Consider the following 23,475-nt stretch of genomic DNA (forward strand, 5'->3'; position numbering starts at 1 on the left):
GCTCGACCTGATCGGAAGAGCAGTCCGTCGTCTCCTGGGCGCCGCGCGGTCCGCGCTCACGAGACGGATTGCTCTGTCGATCAGCCTTGCCCCCGGACGCACCAATGCCGCCCGCCTGAGGAGGCGGACGGCATACGGCGTGGTGGTGGTTGGTGCTGCGGGCTCAGCAGCCGACGAGGCGCTGCGCGAGATACCCCTCGACCTGGTCGAGCGCGATGCGCTCCTGCGCCATCGAGTCACGCTCGCGGATCGTCACCGCCTGGTCCTCGAGGGTGTCGAAGTCGACCGTGATGCAGAAGGGCGTGCCGATCTCGTCCTGACGGCGGTAGCGCTTGCCGATGGCGCCGGCGTCGTCGAAGTCGATGTTCCAGTGGCGACGCAGCGCGGCGGCGAGGTCGCGCGCCTTGGGCGAGAGGTCGGCGTTGCGCGACAGCGGCAGCACGGCGGCCTTGACGGGCGACAGTCGCGGGTCGAGGCGCAGCACGACGCGCTTGTCGACGCCGCCCTTGGTGTTGGGCGCCTCGTCCTCGCTGTAGGCGTCGACGAGGAAGGTCATGAGCGAGCGCGACAGGCCGGCTGCGGGCTCGATGACGTAGGGGGTGTACTTCTCGCCGGTCGTCTGGTCGAAGTAGACGAGGTCGGTGCCCGAGTGCTTCGAGTGCGTGCCGAGGTCGAAGTCGGTGCGGTTGGCGATGCCCTCGAGCTCGCCCCACTCCGAGCCCGCGAAGTTGAAGCGGTACTCGATGTCGACGGTGCGCTTGGAGTAGTGCGAGAGCTTCTCGGGGGCGTGCTCGTAGTGGCGCAGGTTGTCGGGGTTGATGCCGAGGTCGACGTACCAGCGGGTGCGCTCGTCGAGCCAGTACTGGTGCCACTGGTCGTCCTCGCCGGGCTTGACGAAGAACTCCATCTCCATCTGCTCGAACTCACGCGTGCGGAAGATGAAGTTGCCGGGGGTGATCTCGTTGCGGAAGCTCTTGCCGGTCTGGGCGATTCCGAACGGCGGCTTCTTGCGCGAGGCCTGCATGACGTTGTTGAAGTTGATGAAGATGCCCTGGGCCGTCTCGGGGCGCAGGTAGTGCAGGCCCGACTCGTCCTCGATGACGCCGAGGTGCGTGCGCAGCATCATGTTGAACTCGCGCGGCGGGGTCCACTGACCCTTCGTGCCGCAGTCGGGGCACACGATCTCGGACATCTCGATCGAGTCCGGGTCGTCGATGCCCTTCTTGGCGGCGAGCCCCTCCTGCAGGTGGTCCTGGCGACGTCGCTTGTGGCAGTTGAGGCACTCGACGAGCGGGTCGGTGAAGGTGCCGACGTGGCCCGAGGCCACCCACGTCTCGCGGGGCAGGATGATCGAGGAGTCGAGACCGACGACGTCGTCGCGGCTCGTGACCATCGCCTTCCACCACTGCCGGCGGATGTTCTCCTTGAGCTCGACGCCGAGGGGGCCGTAGTCCCACGCAGACCGCGTGCCTCCGTAGATCTCACCGCTCGGGAAGACGAAGCCCCTGCGCTTGCAGAGGCTGACGACGGTGTCCACGGTGGATGTCTGCTTGGCCATGCCGCACAGGTTATCGGGCCCGCGCCGCTGGGTTTGCCACCCGTCCGGGGTATGCCGCGACGTCCCCTACGCTCGTGACGTGGCCATGAGCTTTCGTTCCCGAGTCGAGCACGCGTCCTACCCCTGGGTGGAGCGGCTTCGCGCCGTGCCGCGCCCCGTCGCGATCGGCGCCCTCGTCGCGCTGCTCGCGGTCGGCATCTTCGCCCCGCGGCCGTGGGCCGGCATCGCCTTCCTCGTGGTGTCGCTCTTCGTCGGCTGGCTGCTCTTCCTCACGTGGCAGCGACTGACCCTGCCCGAGCGACTGATGCGCACCGCGGTGCTCGTGCTGGCCCTCGCTGTCGCCATCGTCCGGATCGTGCCCGCCTGACACGACGGTTTTGACAATCATTCTCAACACGAGAATGATTGTCATCATGATCTCCGCATCTCGTCGCGCCCTGACCACGATGACCGCCCTCGGGGCCACGGGCGCTCTCGTGCTCTCGGCTGCCGCCTGCGGCACCGACTCCGGGTCCGGAGCATCGGGTGGCACCGCCTCCGAGGGGGCGGTCGTGACCTCCTTCTATCCGATCCAGTTCGTCACGCAGCAGATCACCGGCTCCGACCTGCCGGTCACCGCGCTCACCAAGCCCGGCGCCGAGCCGCACGACCTGGAGCTGGCACCGCAGGACGTCGCCGGCCTCACGAAGGCCCGCCTCGTCATCTATGCGGACGGCTTCCAGCCGGCCGTCGACGAGGCCATGGCCCAGGTCGACCCGAGCCGCGTGCTCGACGTCGCCGACTCCGCCTCACTGACGCTCACCGCCACGGAGGACGGCCACGACCACAGCGGCGAGTCCGAGGAGGAGCACGCCGAGCACTCGAGCAGCGACCCGCACTTCTGGCTCGACCCGCAGCGCTATGCAGCGGTCGCCAAGGCCATCGCCACGCGCCTCGCCACGGACGACCCGGCCAAGGCCGCCACCTACACGGCCAACGCCGAGGCCTTCGCCGCCAAGCTCACCGCCCTCGACGACGAGTTCAAGCAGGGCCTCGCGTCGTGCAACTCCACGGTCCTCGTGACGAGCCACGCCGCGTTCGGCTACCTCGCCCAGCGCTACGGGCTCGAGCAGCACGGCATCAGCGGCGTCTCCCCCGAGGCCGAGCCGAGCGCCGCCGGCCTCAAGGAGATCTCGGACGTCGTGCGCAACGAGGGCGTGACGACGATCTTCCAGGAGACGCTCGTCGAGCCGAAGTTCGCCCAGACCGTCGCGACGTCGACCGGTGCGAAGCTCTCGACGCTCGACCCGATCGAGGGCATCACCACCGAGTCGGCCGGCAAGGACTATTTTGAGGTCATGCGCAGCAACCTGACCGCCCTCCAGCAGGGACTCGGGTGCTCGTGAGCGCTGCCCGCTCCCCCCTCGACACCGGCGCCTCCGCCGATGACTCCGACGTCGTCATCGACCTGCGTCGGGCCTCCTTCGGCTACGGCGAGCGGCCCACCGTCACCGACGCCACGCTGACGGTGCGCCGCGGCGAGATCGTCGCCGTCGTCGGCCCGAACGGCTCGGGCAAGTCGACCCTCATGAAGGGCATCCTCGGCCTCAACGAGCGCACCGACGGCAGCCTGACGCTCTTCGGGGTGCCCGGCGACGAGCTGCGCGACCGCGCCCGGCTCGGCTACGTCCCCCAACGGCATACCCTCTCGACCTCGGTGCGGGCCACGGCGGAGGAGATCGTCGCCACCGGCCGGCTCCCCCGCATCGGGTGGCTCGGACGCCTGCGCGCGACCGACCGGCAGATCGTGGCGCGCGCGCTCGACCTCGTGGGCCTCGCCGACCGCGCGGCCACCGAGGTCAGCACGCTCTCCGGCGGTCAGCAGCGCCGGGTCCTCATCGCCCGCGCGCTCGCCGCCCAGCCCGACGTGCTGATCATGGACGAGCCGACTGCAGGCGTCGACGCCGCCAACCAGCACGTCCTCGCCGAGGTGCTCGAGCGGCTCGTCGAGCGCGCGGTCACGATGGTCATCGTCACCCACGAGCTCGGCGCCCTGGAGCGGCTGCTCACCCGCATCGTCGTCATCGACGGCGGTCGCATCCGCTTCGACGGCACCCCGGAGCGGTATGCCGCCCAGCGCCACACCGTGCACCACGACCACGACAGCCACCACCACGACGACGAGCTGCACCCGCAGCCGAGCGGTGTCACGCTCGGACCGCTCGACGTGCGACACGACGGGGGTCGCCCATGACCGAGCTGCTCTCCATCGACTTCATGCAGCGCGCACTCATCGCGGCGCTGCTCGTCGGCACCGTCGCACCGATGGTCGGCATCTTCCTCGTCCAGCGACGGCTCTCCCTCATCGGTGACGGCATGGGCCACGTCGCCCTCGCCGGTGTCGCGATCGGCCTCGTCACCGGGGTGGCGCCCGTGTGGACCGCCCTCGTCGCCGCCGTCGCCGCCGCCGTGGTGATCGAGCTGCTGCGCACACGGGGGCGCACCAACGGCGACGTCGCGCTGGCCGTCATCTTCTACGGCGGCATCGCGGCGGGTGTCGTCATCATCAGCAAGTCGCCCGAGGGCACGCCGGCGAACCTGATGAAGTACCTCTTCGGCTCGATCCTCACGACGACCTCCTCGGACCTCTACCTCTTCGCCGGGCTCGCGGTGCTCATCGCCGCGACGACCTGGGCCCTGCGGCCACGGCTCTTCGCCGTCGCCAACGACGAGGAGTACGCCCGGGCGGTCGGCATCCCGGTGCTGCCGCTCAACATCGTGCTCGCCGTGCTGACCGCGACAACCGTCGTCGTGGCGATGCGGGTCGTGGGGTTGCTGCTCATCAGCGCGCTGATGATCGTGCCCAACGCCGCGAGCCAGCTCATCGCGCGGTCGTTCAGCGGCGCCCTGCGCTGGGCCATCGCCTTCGGCCTCGTGTCCTCCGTCGGTGGCGTGGCCCTGTCCTACCCGCTCAACACCCCCTCGGGCGGCACCATCGTGCTCCTCGCCGTGGGCCTCTTCATCATCACGGCAGTCGTCGCGACGCTGCGCACCCACGTCTCCCGGCGGCGTCACGACGTGGCCGAGGTGCACCCCCACGAGCACGGCGTCGAGTGCGGGCACGAGGCGATCCCGCACGGCGACCACGTCGACTACGTCCACGACGGCCACCTGCACGCTGCTCACGAGAGCCACTACGACGAGCACGGGCACGGGGCCGGGCCATCCGATCAGGAGAGCGCGAGCGCGACGAGCGCGACGAGCGCGACGACAGGAACGACACGATGAGCGACACGACGAGCCCGGCGAGCCGCCGTCCGACGCGCCAGCAGGCCGCAGTGGCCGAGCTGCTCGAGCGCTCCGACGACTTCACGTCGGCGCAGACGGTGCATGCCCGGCTGCGCGAGGCAGGTGAGGGTGTCGGTCTCGCGACGGTCTATCGCACCCTCCAGTCGATGGTCGAGGCCGGCACGGTCGACGTGCTGCGCACCGACGACGGCGAGGCCGTCTATCGCGCCTGCTCCACGCACCACCACCATCACCTCGTGTGCCGGGCCTGTGGCAAGACGGTCGAGGTCGAGGGGCCCGCCGTCGAGAAGTGGGCCGACAAGGTCGCCGGCGACCACGGCTTCAGCGACGTCACCCACACGATCGAGATTTTCGGCACCTGCGCCGACTGCACCCCCTGACCCCACCCCCGATCGAGAGAGCAGTTCGTCCCCGCGCGTGGGGACCGCGCGGACCGCTGGGACGCGGACGAACTGCTCTTTCGATCGAGCCGGGGGTGCGCGCGGATTGCTCTTTCGATCAGGGGGTGACGGGGTCGGGGGTGTCGACGGCGCCGCCGTAGCGGCGGTCGCGGTCGACGTAGTCCTCGATCGCGGCCCAGAGGTCGCGCCGGTCGTAGTCGGGCCAGAGCCGGTTCTGGAAGACCATCTCGGCGTAGGCCGACTGCCACAGCAGGAAGTTGCTCGTGCGCTGCTCGCCCGAGCTGCGCACGAAGAGGTCGACGTCGGGCATCGTCGGCTCGTCGAGATAGCGCTTGATCGTCTTCTCGTCGACGGAGCCCGGACGGAGTCGGCCGGCCTTGACGTCGTGGGCGATGCGCTGCACGGCATCGGCGATCTCGGCCCGCCCGCCGTAGTTGACGCAGAAGTAGAGCGTCAGCCCGGTGTTGTGCTGGGTCAGGTCCTGGGCGACCTCGAGCTCCTTGATGACCGATCGCCACAGGCGAGGCGCGCGGCCGACCCAGCGCATCCGCACTCCCCACTCGTGCAGCTGGTCGCGCCGGCGGCGGATGACGTCGCGGTTGAAGCCCATGAGGAAGCGCACCTCGTCGGGCGACCGTCGCCAGTTCTCGGTGGAGAACGCATAGGCGGACAGGTGCGTCACCCCCACCTCGATCGCCCCGGCGACGACGTCGAGCAGCGACGCCTCACCCGCCTCGTGGCCCTTGGTCCTCGGCAGCCCGCGCTGGTTGGCCCAGCGGCCGTTGCCGTCCATCACGATCGCCACATGCTGGGGCAGCAGGTCGACGGCGATCGCGGGCGGCGTCGCCCCCGAGGGGTGCGGGAAGGGCTTGGCGTACATGGGGCTCCGGTCGATCGGCATCGGGTTCGCTTGCGGCTCAGGCACGCTCGACGAGGCGAAGCGAACGCAGACCTCGCTCGATGTGCCATTGGAGGAAGGCGGAGACGAGGCCGTTGCCCTGGCGTCGATGCCGCTCGTCGCTCGCGTCGGCGAGGTCCCAGTCACCGGTCAGCAGTGACGCAAGGAGCTCAAATGTCTCGGGGGCGGGCGCGCTCGAGCCCGGCGGACGGCATACGGAGCACACGGCGCCGCCGGCCTGCACGTTGAACGCCCGGTGGGGACCGGGCGCGCCGCACCGTGCGCAGTCGACGAAGCTCGGCGCCCACCCCGCCACGGCGAGCGAGCGGAGCAGGTAGGCGTCGAGCACGAGCCCGGGGTCGTGGCTGTGCTCGGCCAGCGAGCGGAGGGCGCCGGCGAGCAGGAGGTACTGCTGCGTCTGGGGCTCGTGCTCCTCGGTGAGCTGCAGGGCCGTCTCGAGCATCGAGGTCGCGCACGTGTAGGCGGCGTAGTCACGCGCGATCGCGTCGCCGTAGGGCGCGAGGGTCTCGACCTGGGTGACGGTGTCGAGGTTGCGCCCCTCGTAGCACTGCACGTCGATGACCATGCCGGGCTCGAGCCGCGAGCCGAAGCGCGACTTCGTGCGGCGCACCCCCTTGGCGACCGCCCGCACCCGCCCGCGGGTGCGGGTCAGCATCGTGATGATGCGGTCGGCCTCGCCCAGCTTGTGGGTGCGCAGGACGATCGCCTCGTCGCGGTAGAGCGGCATGGTGCCCATTCTCCCCCGCGCGGGCTGCAGGGCGTCACCGCACGCGCCGAGCCCCCGACATCTGCTCGCTCCCCCGAGGCTCTCAGTCGAACACCCGTTCGACCCATGGGCTATCGTGGGCTGCATGGACCTCACCCTGCAGGGGTCGTTGCTCGACCTCACCGACGAGATGAGCCTGCGCGACCTCGGTGCCGCCCGGCGCCACGGTCTCGCCCACGGCGCCTGGGTCGACGTGCGACCCGACTGGCTGGCCGCGGGCGACGAGCTCTTCAGCGCGCTGCTGCACGAGGTGCCGTGGCACGCCGAGCGCCGGCAGATGTACGACTCCGTCGTCGACGTGCCCCGGCTCACGAAGTTCTATGCCGCGGGCGAGCGGCTGCCGCACCCCATGCTCGTCGCAGCCCGCGACGCCCTGTCAGCGCACTATGCCGACGAGCTCGGCGAGCCGTTCGTCACCGCCGGCCTCTGTCTCTATCGCGACGGCCGCGACAGCGTCGCCTGGCACGGCGACCGCATCGGCCGCTCGCGCGACAGCGACACGATGATCGCGATCCTGTCGCTCGGCTCTCCGCGCACCCTCGCGCTGCGCCCGCGCGACGGTGGTGCCATCCCCGGCACGACGCACAAGGCCTTGCGCTTCCCGCTCGCCCATGGTGACCTCGTCGTGATGGGCGGCTCCTGCCAGCGGACGTGGGACCACGCGATCCCCAAGACGTCCGATGCCGTGGGCCCGCGCATCTCCGTGCAGTTCCGTGTGTCCGGAGTCCGCTGAAGGAGACCCCCCGTATGCCGTCCGGCCCGTCCGACCTCGCCGCTCCCCCGTTCCTCGACCACCTCGCGAGCGAGTCCGCGCGCTTCCGGGCGGTGCTCGCAGAGGCACCCTCCGTGCTACGGGTGCCGACCTGCCCCGACTGGGACGCCGACGACCTGCTCTGGCACCTCGCCGAGGTGCAGTGGTTCTGGGGTGAGATCGCCGCGGCGCGCCTCACCACCCAGGCCGAGGTCGACGAGCTCGACGGGCGACGGGTCGAGCGGCCGGTCGACCGGGCCGGCCTGCTCGAGCACTTCGACCGCTCCAGCAGCACGCTCCAGATGGCACTCGCGTCGCTCGACCCCGCGACCGAGCTGTGGATGTGGGCCGACGAGCACACGGCCGGCTACATCGCGCGGCGCCAGGCCCATGAGGCGCTCATCCACCGCCTCGACGCCGAGCTGACCGTCGGCGACCGCACGCCGCTCGACTGCCGGCTGGCAGCCGACGGCATCGACGAGGCCCTGCGGATCATGCGCGGCTACGAGCCGGAGCCCGGCCTGACGCACGAGACCGTCTCGCCGTCGGTCACGATCGTCACCGTCGACGCGATGCACGCCTGGACCGTGACCCCGGTCCGGGTCACCGGCAGCCACGAGGGCAGGGAGCTCGACCTGCGGCGCTTCCTCGTGGCCGACGGCCCCGACGACAGGTCGACAGCTGAGATCTGCGGCTCGGCGGCAGACCTCGACTGCTGGCTGTGGAACCGCCCGACCGACGCAGAGGTCGTGCGCGACGGCGACGCCGGGGCGCTGGCCGCGGTCGATGCCGTGCTCACCGACTCCATCGACTGACCCCACCGGCGTGCGACGGCGCCGGACGGCAACGGCGCCGGGCGCACCCCCTGCGGGTGCACCCGGCGCCGTGCGCGTCCGGTCAGATCTTCGGCGTGTCGATGACGTGGCCGTCGGGGGCGATCAGGTGGCCCTGCTGACGCTTGCGGAACTCCGTCTCGTTGCGGACCTCGCGGAACCGGTCGTCGGTGAGGGGGTACTTCCAGAAGATCAGCATGGCGATGAGCGCGACGATCGCCGGCAGCAGCCCGATGGTGAAGCGGATCGCGTCGAGGGCGGACTCGGGCTGGACCGGGTTGGGCACCGACGACGAGGCGGACAGGTAGCCGCCGAAGGCCAGCGCTGCGGCGCCCACGGCACCACCGATCGACTGGGTGATCTTGCGGGTGAAGGAGAAGACCGCGTAGGTCGCGCCCTCGGAACGCTTGCCGGACTTCCACTCGCCGTACTCGACGGTGTCGGCCTCGAGACCGAACATCACCGTGTTGATGAGGGCAGCGCCGATTCCCTTGATGCCGAGGAAGATCAGGGCCGGGGCGGCCGCACCGGTCGGGGTGAAGAAGAGCGCGACGCCGCCCACCACCGTGAACACTCCACACCACTGGAAGAGCGCCTTCTTGCCGAAGCGGTCGACGAGCTTGGGGATGAAGGGCGCTGCGACGATGGAGATGCCGCTGTTGACGAGGGTGATCGGGCCGAGCCACTTGATGTCACCCATGACGTACTGGGCGTAGTAGGCGGAGGCACCACCGACGGCGAAGAGGCCGATGAGGTAGAAGAAGCTGGCCGCACAGAGGTAGCCGAGCGGCTTGTTGCCGCGCAGGGTGTCCCACGTCTCGCGGACCGATACCCGGGGCGTCGTGCGGACGACCTGCTCGCGGCAGAAGTACCAGGTGACGAGGTAGGCCAGCGAGCCGATGACGATGAAGAGCAGCGTCGTCTGGGTGAAGATCGCCTGCACCTTCTCCTGGTACTGCGCGGAGGTCAGGGTCTGCTTCTCGCCCTTCAGGGCCGAGATCTTGGGGGCGATGATGTAGGTGAGGACGATGCCGCCGACCGCTCCGCCGAAGAAGCGGGACGACACGAGCTTGGCGCGCTCCTTGACCGACTGGGTCATCGCCGAGGCGAGGGAGCCGTAGGGGATGTTGACGAGCGAGTAGAGCAGGCCGAGGGCCGCGTAGGTCACGTAGGCGTAGAGCAGCTTGGCGCCGTCGTCGAGCGAGCTCGGCACGTGGAAGGTCAGGAAGCTGAGGAAGAGCAGCGGCACGGCACCGAAGAGGATGAACGGACGGAACTTGCCCATCCGCGTCATGGTCCGGTCCACGAGGCGGCCGGCGAAGATGTCGGCGAAGGCGTCCCAGAGCCGGACGACGAAGAACATCGTCGCCACCGCGGCGGCGGAGAGGCCCGCGACGTCGGTGTAGTAGTAGAGCAGGAACGCGGTGCTCAGCGTGAATGCCAGGTTGTTGGCGAAGTCGCCGAAGCCGTAGCCGACGATCGAGCGCTTCGGGAGGCGCTCGTCGACGAACGACTGAGCGAGCTGCTCCTTGGTGATGGTGCTCATGGGGCCGAACTCCTTTGTGGGCCAAGACATCTCGGTTGATGCGTTGCTCTAGTGAAGGCCTGACGGAGCCTTGCTGACAACGAGTTGCCGCTTGTTGCCGGAGGGTTGCCGGTGGTTGCCCTCCACGCGGCGACGCGGCCCGGCCAGCAGGTCTGCCGCCGCCGCCAGGTCGCGCAGCCGCTGGGCTGCCGACACACGGGCGAGGTCGTATGCCGCCGCCGTCGTCGGCGACGCCACGAGGGTCTCGTCCTGGTGCGGCTCGAGCAGGTCGGGCGCCAGGGCGGACAGGGCTGTGGCCAGGGAGTCTCGCGCGCCGACCGCATAGAGCCCGAGCGCGGCCGCGCCGAGGGCGGACCCTTCGGCACCCGCGGTGACCGTGAGCGGTCTGCCGAGCACGCCGGCGAGGACCTCCCGCCAGAGCGCACTGCGGAAGACCCCACCCGTGGCCCGGATGGACGAGACGGGTTGGACGCTCTCGAGACCGTCGAGGACGGTCGCGAGCTGGAAGGCGACGCCCTCGACCGCAGCCCGGACGAAGTGCCCTCGGGTGTGGTGCTGGCGCAGTCCGAGGAAGGCTCCGCGCACGTCGGCGTCCCACAGCGGTCCGCGCTCGGCGAGCAGGAAGGGCAGCATGACGAGACCGTCGCTGCCGGGCTCGATCGCGGCGGCGAGCGCCAGGACGTGAGCATCGTCGACCGGCGGGGCGGCATACTCCCTCGGGGTGTCGGGCCGCTCGGCGGCGAAGACCGAGCCGGCCCAGCGCACGACCGCCCCACCGTTGCTGATGGGGGTGCCGACGACCCAGGTGTCGTCCGTCAGGGCGTAGCAGAAGAGGCGTCCGGAGGGGTCGCGGCGGGGGCCGTCGACGACGAGGCGCAGGGCGCCGCTCGTGCCGAGCGACAGCCCGGCGACACCCGGTCGGATGGCTCCGGTGCCGAGGTTGCCCAGGGGCCCGTCGCCGGCGCCGAGGACGACGGGGGTCCCGGACGGCAACCCGACCCGGCGTGCAGCCGCCGGCGAGAGCGGCAGCGTCGCCGTCGTCGGCAGGACGTCGGGCAGCTGCGAGCGACGGATGCCGGCGATCTCGATGGCCTCGGGGTCCCACGTGCGGTCGAGGATGGAGAGCAGGCCGGTGCCGCTCGCGGACGACAGCTCGGTGACCAACCGGCCGGTGAGGGCCTGCAGGACGAGGTCCTTGAGCCCCACCCAGGCGCGGGCGGAGCGCGTGAGCTCGGGCTCGTGCTGCGCAAACCACCGCAGCTTCGTCAACGGCGACATCGAGTGGACCGGGGTGCCGGTGCGACCCTGGAGCTCGAGGGCCAGCGGCCCGGACCGCAGCTCGCGGGCGACGTCGCGGGCGCGCGCGTCGGCCCACGTCACGATCGGGGTGACGGGCTGCAGGTCGTCGTCGAGACCGATGAGACCGTGCATCGCCGTGCTGACAGAGAGGGCGAGCACGGGGGCCCCGTCGAGGGCCTGCACGACGTCGGCGAGAGACGACAGCGTCGCCTCGAGCACGGCGGCGGGGTCCTGCACACGCCAGCCGGACCGCGGTCGGACGAGCGGGTACTCGTGCTCGGCGCTCCACCGTCTCCCGGTCGGCTCCCCGGCGACCTCGAAGGCGACGACCTTGGCGGCCGTCGTGCCGATGTCGAGTCCGATGACGACTGGGGTGGCGGTCATCTGCGCTCCCGGGCGAGCAGGTCGGCGAGCTGCGCCTCGACGGCAGAGGCGACCTGCTCGGACCGGACTCCCAGGTGCTCGAGCACGGCGCGCACGGCAGCGCTGGGCTCGCCCTGCGCGAGCGAGGTGACCTCGTCCGCAGCGGCGTCGGTCACGGGGGCGCCGTGACCGCGGAGATGGGCCACCCAGGCCGCCACGATGCGTGTCGCACCGGCTGCCACCCGCCCCTCCTCGAGCTCGGCCAGCAGCACCGGCAGCGCCCGGATCGGCACCTTCTGCGACCCGTCGGCCGCGATCTGGGCGAGGAGGTGGCGGATGTGCGGGTTGCCGTAGCGGTCCAGCAGCGCTCGGCGGTAGTCCACGACATCGGCGGCAGGTAGGTCGAGGTGCGGCGCCGCTGCATCCCACCACTGCTCGACCCACGACCTGACGACGGGGTCGGCGATCGCCTCCGCCACGGTCTCATGCCCGAGGATCGACCCGGCATACGCCATGAGGGAGTGGGAACCGTTGAGCAGCCACAGCTTTCGCGTCTCGAAGGGTCGCACGTCGTCGACGAACGTCGCGCCCGCGGAGTCCCAGGCGGGTCGGCCCGCGGGGAACGACCCGGCGAGCACCCACTCCGAGAACGGCTCCGTCGGCACCGTGTCGGGGTCGTCGATGCCTGTCTGTCGGGCCACCTCGGCCCGGTCCTCGTCGGTCGACCGCGGCGTGATGCGGTCGACCATCGTCGTCACGAACGACACGTTCGCGTCGATCCAGGCGGGCAGGGAGGTGTCGACGAGGGCCGCGAGGTCACCGACGACGCCTGCGACCATCGCGCCGTTGTCGGGCACGTTGTCGTTGGGGACGAGCGAGAGGGGGCCCGCGCCTGATTCCCGGCGCGCGAGCAGCCCGGCCACGAGCCTGCCCGGCGTCGTCGTGACCACACCGTGCTGCGGGTCGGCGCGGAGGGCCGCGACGTCCGAGCAGACGTCGGCCGCTCCCAGGTCCAGCCCACCCGACGCGTCGCGGCAGTAGCCGGCCTCGGTGACCGTGCTCGTCACGACCGCGACCTCCGGCCGGGAGAGGTAGTCGCGCAGCGCGTCCAGGTCATCGGCGGCGTGCACCGCGCTGAGGCTCGAGATGGCCTCGGGGCGGGCACCACCCGGCCCGCGGACGAGGAGCGTGTAGAGCCCGTCCTGCCTCGCGAGGCTCTCGGCAATGGCCGGGGAGCGTCCCGTGAAGGCCGCGATGCCCCACTCGTCCGCGTCGCTCGCGTGCTCGGTGTACCAGGCGGCGTGCGCCCGGAAGAAGTTGCCGACGCCGAGGTGGACGATCCGCACGGGCGCGGCCGAGCGCCCGTCGGTGGTGCGGCCGAGGCGGCGAAGGCCCGCGCTGCTGGATGGGAGGTCGCCTCCGGGAGCGAGCCGGGCGGCATACCCCGTGGTCTGGTCGGTGGTCACAGCTTGAACGCCTTCCGGGGGATCGTCGTCACGAGGTCGACGGCGGTCTCGAGCGCCTCGTCCTCGTCGAGCCGGTGCTCGGCGACGAGCTGCGCGAGGTAGCCGCTGTCGAGGCGGCGCGACATGTCGTGCCGGGCGGGGATCGACAGGAAGGCCCGCGTGTCGTCGATGAAGCCGGACGTGCGGTAGAAGCCGGCCGTCTCGGTGACCGCACCGCGGTAGCGCCGGACCGCCTCGGGCGCGTCGAGGAACCACCACGGCGCCCCGGCATACACGCTGGGGTAGAAGCCGGCGAGCGGCGCGATCTCGCGGGAGAACACCGTCTCGTCGAGGGTGAAGAGGATGAGGTGGAAGCCGTTGGCGGTGCCGAAGCGGTCGAGCAGGGGCTGGAGGCCGCGGGTGAACTCGACGCCGGTCGGGATGTCGTGTCCGCTGTCGGGCCCGAAGCGCTCCAGGGTCGGTGTGTGGTGGTTGCGGTGCACGCCGGGGTGCAGGGTCATGACGAGCCCGTCCTCCGTCGCCATGCGCGCCATCTCGACGAGCATGTGGCGGCGGAAGGCGGTGGCCTCCCGCGGGCACACGACGCCGCGCAGGGCCGCGTCGTAGATGCGGGCGGCCTCCTTGGGGTCGAGGCTGAGGGTGACGACGTCGGCGTGGCTGTGGTCGCTCGACACGGCACCGTTGGCCTTGAAGAAGCGGCGGCGGTCCTCGAGCGCGGCGAGGTAGCCGGCGTAGCTGCCGGTGTCGACCGAGCTCGCCCGGGCCAGGTCGGTCATGAGGTCGCGGAAGTCGGCGCGGCCCGGCTCGAGGTAGCGGTCCGGGCGGAACGTCGGGACGACGCGGGGGCCGAAGCCGGGGTCGTCGCGCAGGATCCGGTGGTCGTGGAGGTCGTCCACCGGGTCGTCCGTCGTCGCGAGGACCTCGATGCCGAAGCGGTCCATGAGTGCACGCGGCCGGAAGTCCGGGGCGGCGATGGCCTCGGCGATGCGGTCGTAGATCGCGTCGGCGCTCTCGGGCGCGAGTCGCTCGGTGACGCCGAAGACGTCGGCGAGCACGCTGTCCATCCAGAAGCGGCTGGGCGTCCCCCGGAAGGCCGGCCAGTGTTCGGCGAGCAACCGCCAGGCGCGCCGCGACTCGTCGGCGGTGAGCGGCCGGCCACCGACACCGAGGTCGGCGAGCGAGACGCCCTGCGCGTTGAGCAGGCGGAAGACGTAGTGGTCGGGGGCGACGAGCAGGCTCGTCGGGTCCGAGAAGGGCACGTCGTCGGCCAGCCACCGGGGCGGGACGTGCCCGTGGGGCGAGACGATCGGCAGCTGCGCGACGGCTCCGTAGAGCCGGCGCGCGATCTCGCGGGTGCGAGGCTCCACCGGCAGGAGCCGGTCGGGGTCGAGGGCGAGGTGCCGGGTGGCTGCGAGAGTCGTCATGCGTCCCATCGTCGACCCCGGCGCGCGCCGTGCCCACGAGTTGCCACCAGTTGCCCGCGCCCCTTGTCGGTGCCCCTCGCCCGGGGAAAGAGTGGGGGCATGACGACCACGGCGCCCTCCCCCCCGACCTCCGTCGACGAGACACCCCGGGAGGCCGCGCGGCGCGCGGTCCGGCTGGGCGGCACCGAGGGGGTGCTCCGCCCGGAGGAGGTCGAGCAGTTCATCGCCGAGCAGCTCGGCGCCGCGCCACTGGACGGCAGGAGCGTGTGCATCGTCGTCCCCGACGGCACCCGCACGTGCCCGCTCCCCCTCCTCGTCGGGGCGGTGCACCGGGCCCTGCACGGCCGGGTGACCCGCCTGACGACCCTCATCGCGCTCGGCACGCACCAACCGATGTCCGACGCCGCGCTCGCGGCCCACCTCGGCTACGAGGAGGGCGCCCTCGAGGCCACCTATCCGGGGATGACGGTGCTCAACCACGAGTGGTGGGACCCCTCGACGTTCGCCGACCTCGGCACGATCCCGGCCGCCCGGCTGTCGGCGCTGTCCGAGGGACGGCTGGAGATGGACGTCCCCGTCCTGCTCAACAAGGCGGTCGTCGAGCACGACGTCGCGCTCGTCGTCGGACCCGTGCTGCCGCACGAGGTGGTCGGCATCTCCGGCGGCAACAAGTACTTCTTCCCGGGTGTCGCAGGTCAGCAGATCATCGACGTCTCGCACTGGATCGGGGCTCTCATCACGTCGGCCGAGATCATCGGCACGACCGAGATCACGCCGGTGCGGGCGCTCATCAACGAGGGCGCGTCCCTCGTGCCCGCCGAGAAGCTCGCCCTCTGCGTCGTCGGGGAGTCGGGCACGCTCGACCTGCACTCGATCTCGTTCGGCGACACGATCTCATCGTGGGCCAACGCCGCCGAGGTGTGCGCGGCGACGCACGTCACCTACCTCGACGAGCCGGTCCACCGCGTCATCTCGGTCATCCCCGAGATGTACGAGGACATCTGGACGGGCGCCAAGGGCTTCTACAAGCTCGAGCCCGCGGTGGCCGACGGCGGCGAGGTGATCCTCTACGCCCCGCACATCACGGAGATCTCGACGAGCCACCCGGAGATCAACGAGATCGGCTACCACTGCCGCGACTACTTCGTGAAGCAGTGGGACCGTTTCAAGCACATCCACTGGGGCACGCTCGCCCACTCGACCCACCTGCGCGGCGCCGGCACCTACGACGCCGAGACCGGCGAGGAGCGCCTGCGCGTCCGGGTCACGCTCGCGACCCAGATCCCCGAGGACGTATGCCGTGCAGCCAACCTCGGCTACGTGGATCCCGCCTCCATCGACGTCGCAGCCGAGGCGGAGGGCGGGGCGTTCGTTGTGCCGAACGCCGGTGAGGTCCTCTTCCGGCTGCGCTGACCCGTGGAGCGGCGCACCACGAGCCGCACCGGCATGACGATGGGCTCGCGGCTCGGCACCGCACCGCCCGCCATCGCCACGAGGTTGCGCACTCCCGTCGCTCCCATCGCGTGCAGCGGCGCCGCCACGGTGGTCAGCTCCGGCTCGGTGATCTCGGCGAGCAGGGTGTTGTCGAAGCCGACGACACTGACGTCACCCGGCACCGCGAGACGCAGGCGCAGGAGCCCCTTGAGCACGCCGATCGCGACGACGTCGTTATAGGCGATGACGGCCGTCGCCCGGTGGGCCGCGATCTCTCCCGCGCGTCCGAAGCCGGCCTGCACCGTCGGGGTGTTGCAGGGTCCGACGCGTCGCACGCGCACGTCGAGCTCGAAGGCGGCCTCTCGCAGGGCCTGCCAGCGCACGCCGTCGGTCCAGCTCGACTCGGGTCCGGCGACATAGGTGATGGAGTCGTGGCCGAGCTCGGTCAGGTGCTCGACGGCACGGCGCACGCCGCGGGCGTTGTCGATGAGGATGCTCGGCACCTCCGGCAGGCGACGGTTGAGGACGATGACCGGCTTCTGCTTGGCCATCATGCGGATCGCCTGGTCCGACATGCGTGAGCTCGTGAGCAGCACGCCCTCGACGCCCCGCAGCTCTCGCTCGGTCCACTCCCGCTCGAGCTGAGCGTCCTCCTGGGTGTGCGAGAGCAGCAGCGTGTAGCCGAGCTCGCCGGCCGCCTCGTGCGCCCCGCGGATGATGTCGCCGTAGAAGGGGTTGGTGATGTCGGTGACGACGAGCGCGAGCGTCTTCGTGCGCGACGAGGCGATCCCGGGGAGCGATGCCGTGCGGTAGCCCAGCGTCTGGGCCGCCTCGAAGATCCGTGACGCGGTCTCGGCGTTGACGCGGCCCGGCCGCGCGAAGGCGCGTGACACCGTGGACGCCGCCACGCCCGCGGCCTGCGCCACGTCATAGATCGTGGGGCGACGCTCCATCCCGCCAATCTAGGGACGCCCATCCCCCACGGCAACGCCCCCTCCCGATCGAGAGAGCAGTCCGTCCGCCCCACTCCCGATCGAAGGAGCAATCCGCGCGCCCCACTCCCGATCGAAAGCGCAGTCCGCGCGCAGTGAAGATCGGGTTATCCACAGGCGACGATCTTGTCGTCCCGCCACGTCGACGACTGCTTCACCATCGAAGGATGCCGCTCGATCTCCCGCGACCCCTCGCAACCCGCCCCTTCACAACGGCCATGGCCTCTGTGTGGGGGCTGACACCACATCAGGTGCGCACGCTGCATCTCTATGCACCCGCCCGTGGGGTGTGGACTGCTGAGGATCTCGACTCGCTCGATCGGCGTTGTGCCGCGATCTCCCTCGTACTGAAGCGCCAAGCCTTCTCGCACGTCACCGCCGCCCGCCTCCACGGGCTGCCGTTGCCGAGGTCGCTCGACGACGAGGTAGCGATTCACGTGTTGCGCGACGCCCGGGACGGAGCCGTGCGCCGCCGCGGTCTCGTCGGGCACCGGGGCCTCTTCGAGCGCGACGTCACCGATGTGTCCGGCGTGCCGGTGACGAGCCTGCCGGACACGTGGGTCGACATGGGCGAGCTCATCCGTCCGGGTTTCGCCCTCGGGCTGGATGACCTCGTCATCATGGGTGACGCAGTGGCGAACACCTTGGGCTCGGTCGAGCCGCTGCACGCGGCACTCTCCCGACGCGTCGCCCCCCGAGGCAAGCTCACCCTTCTCGAGGCCCTTCCTCTGGTCCGGGTCGGGTCGGAATCGCCGGGCGAGACCCGGACGAGACTCGTCCTGACCCGTTCGGGCCTGCCTGAGCCCGAGCTCAACAAGCCCGTCTTCGGGCCCGGAAGGCTCTGGCTCGGACGCCCCGACATGCGCTGGAAGAAGCACCGTGCCCTGCTGGAGTACCAAGGTCGGGAATTCCACGACGGCGACGAGCAGCGCGCCAAGGACGACGTTCGATTCGCACGATTCTCCGCGCATGACTGGACCGTCGTGCCGGTGTGGGACGAGGACGTCAACACGGACCAAGCGCGAGTCGGGCTGGTCAAGCAGATGGCGGGGGTGTTGGTTCACCCACTCGAGTCACTCGACCTCGCCGCGATCCATCCGCGGTTCTTCAGCATGCGGATGCTGGAGCTCGCCGAGATTCGGAGGCGACGTCTGAAGGCCCAGGGCCGCTGACCCCGCCCCGCGCGGATCGCTCTCTCAATCGAGAGAATGCACACGGCATACGGGCGCCCCGCGGGGATCGCTCTCCCGATTGAGGAGGCGCGCTGCGATCGCTCTCTCGATCGGGCGCGGCGCGCGGATTGCGCTTTCGATAGGGGGAGTGTGGCGCACGGATCGCTCTTTCGATCGGGAGGACGGGCGACGGCATACGTCAACCATCGGACGACGGGCTCTGTCGATTGCCGGGGCAACTGGTGGCAATCGCTCGCGGCGCCGGAGGCGGGGGTGGCTCAATGGAGCAACGCCGCACCGCTGACGAAAGGCATCACCATGTTGCGCCCCCAGGACACAGCCACCCGCGAGACCAAGCGCCTCGACGGCATCTGGTCCTTCCAGCTCGACGCCGACTCGACCGGGCGCGACGCCGGGTGGTTCCGCGGCGCGCTGCCGACCCCGCGCGACATGGCCGTGCCCGCCAGCTTCAACGACCTCAGCGCCGATGCGGGGGTGCGCGACCACTTCGGCGACATCTGGTACCAGCGCACCGTCCAGGTGCCGCGCGGCTGGGCCGGCGAGCGCATCGTGCTGCACTTCGAGTCGGCCACGCACCGCGCCACGGTCTGGGTCGGCGACCACGAGGTGATGAGCCACGAGGGCGGCTACACCCCCTTCGAGGCCGACGTCACCGAGTTCGTCACGCCCGGCGAGCAGGTGCGCATCACGGCCCTCGTCAACAACACCCTGAGCTTCCAGTCGATCCCGCCCGGCGTCATCGAGGACACGGCCGGCGGCCGGGTCCAGCGCTACTGGCACGACTTCTTCAACTTCGCCGGCATCCACCGCTCCGTCTGGCTCGCGACGACGCCCCAGGCCCGCGTGGAGGACATCACCGTCGTGACCGGCTTCAGCGGCACCGTCGGCTCGGTCGACTACACGGTGGCCACGGCCGACTCCGACGGCCTCGACGTGCGGGTCGTGCTCCGCGACGCCTCCGACCGTGAGGTCGCCACGGGCACGGGACCGCACGGGACCCTGTTCGTCGAGGACGTCCACCTCTGGGCGCCCGGACACGGCTATCTCTACGACCTCGAGGTGCAGCTGGTCGACGACGAGGAGGTCGTCCTCGACCGCTACCACCAGACCGTGGGCATCCGCACCGTCGAGGTGCGCGGCACCGAGTTTCTCATCAACGGAGATCCCTTCTACTTCAAGGGATTCGGCATGCACGAGGACCACTCCACCATCGGCAAGGCGCACAGCCCGGCCCACGTCGTGCAGGACTTCGAGCTGCTCGACTGGATCGGCGCGAACTCCTTCCGCACGTCGCACTACCCCTACTCCGAGGACGTGCTCGACTACGCCGACCGCCACGGCATCGTCATCATCGACGAGACGGCGGCCGTCGGCCTCAACATGGGCCTGGGTGGCGGCATCTTCGGCGGGCAGGGCTACACGACCTTCTCGCCCGACACCATCAACGACACCACGCGGGAGGTCCACGCCCAGGCGATCCGCGAGCTCATCGCCCGCGACAAGAACCACCCGAGTGTCGTCCTGTGGTCGATCGCCAACGAGCCCGAGTCCGACACCGAGGGGGCCGAGGACTACTTCCGGCCGCTCTTCGACGTGGCCCGCGAGGCCGACCCGACCCGCCCCGTGGGCTTCGTCAACGTCATGCTCGCGCCGCACGGGACGTGCCGCGTCTCCCAGTTCGCCGACGTCCTCATGCTCAACCGCTACTACGGCTGGTACGTCAACACCGGCGACCTCGCGAGCGCCGAGGTCGCGTGGACCAACGAGCTGGAGGGCTGGGCCTCCGAGGGCAAGCCGATCGTCATCACCGAGTACGGCGCCGACACCCTCGCCGGCAACCACTCCCTCACCCCGCAGCCGTGGAGCGAGGAGTACCAGGTCGACTACCTCGAGATGAACCACCGCGTGTTCGACGCCTGCGACGCCGTCGTCGGCGAGCACGTGTGGAACTTCGCCGACTTCGCCACGACGTCCGGCATCATGCGCGTCGACGGCAACAAGAAGGGCGCCTTCACCCGCGACCGCAAGCCGAAGGCTGCCGCGTTCGCCCTGCGCCGTCGGTGGCGGAAGGACGCCTGAGACGCAGGCACCCGGCCGACGTCGGGTACTACCCCAGCCGGGCGCGGTCGTGACGACGCTGTCACGACCGCGCCCTTCCCGCCCCCGGCGACACGGCATACGGTCGTGTCCTCCCCCCACTAGGAGTTCTCGTGTCTGACCTCGCCACCATCGGCGTCACCGGCCTCGCGGTCATGGGCAGCAACCTCGCCCGCAACCTCGCCCGCCGCGGCCACACCGTCGCCGTGCACAACCGCACCTCGGCCAAGACGCGCGCGCTGGTCGAGGAGCACGGCTCCGAGGGCACCTTCGTGCCGTCGGACTCGACGGCCGACTTCGTGGCCTCGCTCGAGCGCCCCCGGCGCATCATCATCATGGTCAAGGCCGGTGGCCCGACCGACGCCGTCATCGACGAGCTCGTGCCGCTGCTCGAAGAGGGCGACATCGTCGTCGACGGCGGCAACGCGCACTTCGAGGACACCCGGCGCCGGGACGCCCGCCTGCGCGAGCACGGCCTGCACTTCGTCGGCACCGGCATCTCCGGCGGTGAGGTCGGCGCGCTCGAGGGCCCCTCGATCATGCCCGGTGGCTCCAAGGAGGCGTATGCCGCCCTCGGCCCCATCCTCGAGTCGATCGCCGCGCAGGTGGACGGCGAGCCGTGCTGCGCCTGGATGGGCCCCGACGGCGCCGGCCACTTCGTCAAGATGGTCCACAACGGCATCGAGTACGCCGACATGCAGTTCATCGCCGAGGCCTACGACCTGCTCTCGGCGGCCGGGCTCACCGCCGCCGAGGCGGCCGAGGTCTTCCGCGAGTGGAACGCCGGCGAGCTCGACTCCTTCCTCATCGAGCTGACCGCTGACGTCCTCGCCCAGGTCGACTCCGTCAGCGGGGGTCCCCTCGTCAACGTCATCGTCGACGCCGCCGAGCAGAAGGGCACCGGCCGCTGGACGGTCCAGACCGCGCTCGAGCTGGGCGTGCCGGTCTCGACGATCGCCGAGTCCGTCTTCGCCCGGTCGGGCTCGGGCGACGTCGCCGTGCGAGAGGCCTCGCGTGGAGTGCTCGAGGGGCCGGACCGCGCCGTGACGGTCGATGACCGCGCGCGCCTCGTCGACGACGTCCGCGACGCCCTGTGGTCCTCGAAGGTGGTCGCCTACGCGCAGGGTCTCGAGCAGATCCGCAAGGCGAGCGAGGAGTACGGCTGGGACGTCGACATCGCCACCGTGGCGCGCATCTGGCGGGGCGGCTGCATCATCCGCGCCCGGCTGCTCGCGCAGATCAGCGACGAGTACGCCGCCAACCGGCTGGCGACCCTGCTCGTGGCTCCGAGCATCTCGGCGGGGCTCGCCGAGCGGCAGGGTGCCTGGCGCCGGGTCGTCGCGCTCGCGACGACGGGCGGCGTTCCCGTGCCGGGCTTCTCGAGCGCGCTCGCCTACTTCGACACGATGCGCGCCGAGCGACTGCCGGCCGCGCTCGTCCAGGGCCTGCGCGACAACTTCGGTGCGCACACCTACGCCCGCATCGACCGCGAGGGCAGCTTCCACACGCTGTGGTCGGGCGACCGCAGCGAGGTCACATCGCCGTGACCGGCCGCGCCTCGCACGTCGTGCTCCAGCCTCGCCTGCGCGGGCTGGCCGACGACGTCGCCGCCCACATCCGAGCCGGTATGCCGCCGGGCGCGGGCCGCCTGGGTGTCGCCTTCTCGGGTGGGGTCGACTCCAGCCTCCTGCTGGCGCTGGCCGTTCGCACCCTCGGGGCCAGCGATGTCGTCGGCGTCGTCGGCGTCTCCCCCAGCCTGGCGGCGGACGAGCGCCGGGGCGCCCACGACGTCGCTGCCCACATCGGTGCGCCGCTCGTCGAGGTCGCCACCCACGAGGGCGACCTGCCGGCCTACCGGGCCAACGGGCCCGACCGCTGCTTCCACTGCAAGGACGAGCTCTTTGCCCGGATCTCCGACGACGTGGCGGCGACGCACGAGCTCGCCGCCATCGCCTACGGCGAGAACGCCGACGACGCGAGGCGGCCCGACCGTCCCGGATCGAGGGCTGCCACGAACCACGGGATCCTCCGGCCGTTGGCCGACGCCGGCCTGACCAAGTCGGACGTGAGGGAGCTGGCTCGCGCGCTCGGCCTGCCGAACGCCGACAAGCCCGCCGCGCCGTGCCTCGCATCGCGCATCCCGCACTTCTCGACCGTCGACCCGGCCAAGCTCGCCCAGGTCGAGCAGCTCGAGGCGTCGGTGCGGTCTCTGGGCTTCGCCGACTGCCGCGTGCGCCACCACGACGCGGTGGCCAGGGTGGAGCTGCGCGAGGAGGACCTCCTCCGAGCCGTGTCCGCACCGGTCCGCGCCGCCTTGCACGAGGCAGGGCGCGCGGCGGGGTTCACCTTCGTCGCGGTCGACGTCGCCGGCATCCAGTCCGGGGCGTTCACCCTGCCACTCGTCGAGGTGACCGGTGGCTGAGACCGGGGGCTCGGGTGCGCCGCACCCGTCCGCATCGCAGGAGAGCGACCTGCTCGGCGTCGCCGAGCTCGACCTGGCCCGCGCGGACCGTCGGGGCTACCCCGAGGCCGTCTACTGCGAGGGCAAGACCGCCGACCAGGTGCGGGCCATCGCGGCACGGCTGCACGCCGCAGCGACCGACGGCGAGACCCGGGGCGCCGTCCTGTTCACGCGGGCGACGCCGGAGCACGCCGCGGCGGTGCTGTCCGTGCTGCCTGACGCCGTGCACGACGACACCGCACGCCTGCTCGCGTGGCCACCGGAGCCGCCGGCCCCGAGCGGCGGTCTCGTGGCCGTGCTGTGCGCCGGCACGTCCGACCTCCCCGTCGCCCGCGAGGCCCAGCTCACCGCCCGACACCTGGGACGCCAGACCGAGCTCGTCGTCGACGTCGGCGTGGCCGGGCTGCACCGGGTGCTCGCTCGGCGCGACCTCATCGACCGAGCGCGGGTCATCGTCGTCGTGGCCGGGATGGACGGTGCCCTGCCGAGCGTCGTTGCGGGACTGGCCTCCGCGCCCGTCGTGGCCGTCCCGACCTCGGTCGGCTACGGGGCCGCCTTCGGCGGCCTCGCGCCGCTCCTCACGATGCTCAACGCGTGCTCCCCCGGAGTGGGCGTGGTCAACATCGACAACGGCTACGGCGCCGGGCACCTCGCGGCCCAGATCGCTGCGCCCTGAGGCAGGCC

21 protein-coding genes are annotated in these 23,475 nt (G+C 71.2%); 13 read left to right on the forward strand and 8 right to left on the reverse strand.

Annotated elements, in window-relative coordinates; all coding sequences use genetic code 11:
• Positions 1-163 precede the first annotated feature (163 nt).
• Positions 164-1,558, reverse strand: coding sequence for a glycine--tRNA ligase (locus LG278_RS13020; protein ID WP_404387455.1), 1,395 nt, complete (start codon positions 1,556-1,558; stop codon positions 164-166).
• 85 nt (positions 1,559-1,643) lie between these two features.
• On the opposite strand from LG278_RS13020, the gene LG278_RS13025 reads away from it, so the two are divergent.
• Genes LG278_RS13025 through LG278_RS13045 form a run of 5 tightly spaced genes read left to right on the forward strand, consistent with a single transcriptional unit; the run spans position 1,644 to position 5,226 of the window.
• A complete protein-coding gene (locus tag LG278_RS13025; RefSeq protein ID WP_404387456.1) occupies positions 1,644-1,925 on the forward strand; it encodes a DUF6703 family protein in 282 nt (93 codons plus the stop codon).
• A gap of 46 nt (positions 1,926-1,971) precedes the next feature.
• Positions 1,972-2,943 carry a metal ABC transporter substrate-binding protein gene (locus LG278_RS13030; protein WP_404387458.1) on the forward strand — a complete coding sequence of 324 codons (972 nt, stop codon included), beginning with the start codon at positions 1,972-1,974 and terminating at the stop codon, positions 2,941-2,943.
• Complete coding sequence (locus LG278_RS13035; protein WP_404387460.1) at positions 2,940-3,791, forward strand: metal ABC transporter ATP-binding protein; 852 nt, start codon at positions 2,940-2,942, stop codon at positions 3,789-3,791. The genes LG278_RS13030 and LG278_RS13035 overlap by 4 nt, the downstream gene beginning before the upstream one ends.
• A complete protein-coding gene (locus tag LG278_RS13040; protein ID WP_404387461.1) occupies positions 3,788-4,825 on the forward strand; it encodes a metal ABC transporter permease in 1,038 nt (345 codons plus the stop codon). The genes LG278_RS13035 and LG278_RS13040 overlap by 4 nt, the downstream gene beginning before the upstream one ends.
• The gene (locus tag LG278_RS13045; RefSeq protein WP_404387462.1) at positions 4,822-5,226 is read left to right on the forward strand and encodes a Fur family transcriptional regulator; all 405 of its coding nucleotides are present in this window, start codon (positions 4,822-4,824) and stop codon (positions 5,224-5,226) included. Before LG278_RS13040 ends, LG278_RS13045 begins: the two co-directional genes overlap by 4 nt.
• A gap of 118 nt (positions 5,227-5,344) precedes the next feature.
• Here LG278_RS13045 and LG278_RS13050 read toward each other — a convergent pair whose 3' ends face one another.
• The gene (locus LG278_RS13050) at positions 5,345-6,127 is read right to left on the reverse strand and encodes an isoprenyl transferase (RefSeq protein ID WP_404393643.1); all 783 of its coding nucleotides are present in this window, start codon (positions 6,125-6,127) and stop codon (positions 5,345-5,347) included.
• A 37-nt stretch (positions 6,128-6,164) separates the two neighbouring features.
• A complete protein-coding gene (gene recO / locus LG278_RS13055) occupies positions 6,165-6,893 on the reverse strand; it encodes a DNA repair protein RecO (protein ID WP_404387463.1) in 729 nt (242 codons plus the stop codon).
• A gap of 124 nt (positions 6,894-7,017) precedes the next feature.
• Between recO and LG278_RS13060 the strand changes: the two genes are divergently transcribed.
• Together LG278_RS13060 and LG278_RS13065 are read left to right on the forward strand one after the other, a co-directional pair.
• Positions 7,018-7,665, forward strand: coding sequence for an alpha-ketoglutarate-dependent dioxygenase AlkB (locus LG278_RS13060; protein ID WP_404387464.1), 648 nt, complete (start codon positions 7,018-7,020; stop codon positions 7,663-7,665).
• A gap of 14 nt (positions 7,666-7,679) precedes the next feature.
• Entirely contained in the window at positions 7,680-8,498 is an 819-nt protein-coding gene (locus tag LG278_RS13065) for a maleylpyruvate isomerase family mycothiol-dependent enzyme (RefSeq protein ID WP_404387465.1), read from the forward strand.
• A gap of 82 nt (positions 8,499-8,580) precedes the next feature.
• On the opposite strand, the gene LG278_RS13070 is transcribed toward LG278_RS13065, so the two are convergent.
• Genes LG278_RS13070 through uxaC form a run of 4 tightly spaced genes read right to left on the reverse strand, consistent with a single transcriptional unit; the run spans position 8,581 to position 14,614 of the window.
• Positions 8,581-10,062, reverse strand: a complete 1,482-nt coding sequence (locus LG278_RS13070; RefSeq protein ID WP_404387467.1) for a glycoside-pentoside-hexuronide (GPH):cation symporter — start codon at positions 10,060-10,062, stop codon at positions 8,581-8,583.
• Positions 10,063-10,110: 48 nt separating this feature from the next.
• Positions 10,111-11,745, reverse strand: coding sequence for a gluconokinase (locus LG278_RS13075; RefSeq protein WP_404387469.1), 1,635 nt, complete (start codon positions 11,743-11,745; stop codon positions 10,111-10,113).
• Entirely contained in the window at positions 11,742-13,190 is a 1,449-nt protein-coding gene (locus LG278_RS13080) for a mannitol dehydrogenase family protein (RefSeq protein ID WP_404387471.1), read from the reverse strand. Before LG278_RS13080 ends, LG278_RS13075 begins: the two co-directional genes overlap by 4 nt.
• A complete protein-coding gene (gene uxaC / locus LG278_RS13085; RefSeq protein ID WP_404387473.1) occupies positions 13,187-14,614 on the reverse strand; it encodes a glucuronate isomerase in 1,428 nt (475 codons plus the stop codon). The genes LG278_RS13080 and uxaC overlap by 4 nt, the downstream gene beginning before the upstream one ends.
• A gap of 99 nt (positions 14,615-14,713) precedes the next feature.
• Here uxaC and LG278_RS13090 point away from each other — a divergent pair, with 99 nt between their 5' ends.
• Complete coding sequence (locus LG278_RS13090) at positions 14,714-16,027, forward strand: lactate racemase domain-containing protein (RefSeq protein ID WP_404387475.1); 1,314 nt, start codon at positions 14,714-14,716, stop codon at positions 16,025-16,027.
• On the opposite strand, the gene LG278_RS13095 is transcribed toward LG278_RS13090, so the two are convergent.
• Entirely contained in the window at positions 15,931-17,001 is a 1,071-nt protein-coding gene (locus LG278_RS13095; RefSeq protein ID WP_404387477.1) for a LacI family DNA-binding transcriptional regulator, read from the reverse strand. The two genes, LG278_RS13090 and LG278_RS13095, sit on opposite strands and share 97 nt — an antisense overlap.
• Positions 17,002-17,291: 290 nt before the next feature.
• On the opposite strand from LG278_RS13095, the gene LG278_RS13100 reads away from it, so the two are divergent.
• The 5 genes from LG278_RS13100 (at position 17,292) to larB (ending at position 23,467) form a co-directional block, all read left to right on the forward strand.
• Positions 17,292-18,212, forward strand: coding sequence for a hypothetical protein (locus tag LG278_RS13100; RefSeq protein WP_404387479.1), 921 nt, complete (start codon positions 17,292-17,294; stop codon positions 18,210-18,212).
• A gap of 318 nt (positions 18,213-18,530) precedes the next feature.
• Complete coding sequence (gene uidA / locus LG278_RS13105; RefSeq protein WP_404387481.1) at positions 18,531-20,312, forward strand: beta-glucuronidase; 1,782 nt, start codon at positions 18,531-18,533, stop codon at positions 20,310-20,312.
• A gap of 173 nt (positions 20,313-20,485) precedes the next feature.
• Complete coding sequence (gene gndA / locus LG278_RS13110) at positions 20,486-21,877, forward strand: NADP-dependent phosphogluconate dehydrogenase (protein WP_404393645.1); 1,392 nt, start codon at positions 20,486-20,488, stop codon at positions 21,875-21,877.
• On the forward strand, positions 21,874-22,752 hold the full coding sequence (locus LG278_RS13115) for an asparagine synthase-related protein (protein ID WP_404387483.1): 879 nt from the start codon (positions 21,874-21,876) through the stop codon (positions 22,750-22,752). Before gndA ends, LG278_RS13115 begins: the two co-directional genes overlap by 4 nt.
• On the forward strand, positions 22,745-23,467 hold the full coding sequence (gene larB / locus LG278_RS13120) for a nickel pincer cofactor biosynthesis protein LarB (RefSeq protein WP_404387485.1): 723 nt from the start codon (positions 22,745-22,747) through the stop codon (positions 23,465-23,467). The genes LG278_RS13115 and larB overlap by 8 nt, the downstream gene beginning before the upstream one ends.
• Positions 23,468-23,475: the final 8 nt, after the last annotated feature.

Source organism: Humibacillus xanthopallidus, from assembly GCF_044793955.1.
GTDB classification, from domain to species: domain Bacteria; phylum Actinomycetota; class Actinomycetes; order Actinomycetales; family Dermatophilaceae; genus Humibacillus; species Humibacillus xanthopallidus_C.

Excerpts from the sequence above, each read along its gene's own strand:
- LG278_RS13020 (WP_404387455.1), bottom strand. The coding sequence starts at position 1,558 with ATGGCCAAGCAGACATCCACCGTGGACACCGTCGTCAGCCTCTGCAAG.
- LG278_RS13025 (WP_404387456.1), top strand. The coding sequence starts at position 1,644 with ATGAGCTTTCGTTCCCGAGTCGAGCACGCGTCCTACCCCTGGGTGGAG.
- LG278_RS13030 (WP_404387458.1), top strand. The coding sequence starts at position 1,972 with ATGATCTCCGCATCTCGTCGCGCCCTGACCACGATGACCGCCCTCGGG.
- LG278_RS13040 (WP_404387461.1), top strand. The coding sequence starts at position 3,788 with ATGACCGAGCTGCTCTCCATCGACTTCATGCAGCGCGCACTCATCGCG.
- LG278_RS13045 (WP_404387462.1), top strand. The coding sequence starts at position 4,822 with ATGAGCGACACGACGAGCCCGGCGAGCCGCCGTCCGACGCGCCAGCAG.
- LG278_RS13050 (WP_404393643.1), bottom strand. The coding sequence starts at position 6,127 with ATGTACGCCAAGCCCTTCCCGCACCCCTCGGGGGCGACGCCGCCCGCG.
- recO (WP_404387463.1), bottom strand. The coding sequence starts at position 6,893 with ATGCCGCTCTACCGCGACGAGGCGATCGTCCTGCGCACCCACAAGCTG.
- LG278_RS13060 (WP_404387464.1), top strand. The coding sequence starts at position 7,018 with ATGGACCTCACCCTGCAGGGGTCGTTGCTCGACCTCACCGACGAGATG.
- LG278_RS13065 (WP_404387465.1), top strand. The coding sequence starts at position 7,680 with ATGCCGTCCGGCCCGTCCGACCTCGCCGCTCCCCCGTTCCTCGACCAC.
- LG278_RS13070 (WP_404387467.1), bottom strand. The coding sequence starts at position 10,062 with ATGAGCACCATCACCAAGGAGCAGCTCGCTCAGTCGTTCGTCGACGAG.
- LG278_RS13075 (WP_404387469.1), bottom strand. The coding sequence starts at position 11,745 with ATGACCGCCACCCCAGTCGTCATCGGACTCGACATCGGCACGACGGCC.
- uxaC (WP_404387473.1), bottom strand. The coding sequence starts at position 14,614 with ATGACGACTCTCGCAGCCACCCGGCACCTCGCCCTCGACCCCGACCGG.
- LG278_RS13090 (WP_404387475.1), top strand. The coding sequence starts at position 14,714 with ATGACGACCACGGCGCCCTCCCCCCCGACCTCCGTCGACGAGACACCC.
- LG278_RS13095 (WP_404387477.1), bottom strand. The coding sequence starts at position 17,001 with ATGGAGCGTCGCCCCACGATCTATGACGTGGCGCAGGCCGCGGGCGTG.
- uidA (WP_404387481.1), top strand. The coding sequence starts at position 18,531 with ATGTTGCGCCCCCAGGACACAGCCACCCGCGAGACCAAGCGCCTCGAC.
- gndA (WP_404393645.1), top strand. The coding sequence starts at position 20,486 with ATGGGCAGCAACCTCGCCCGCAACCTCGCCCGCCGCGGCCACACCGTC.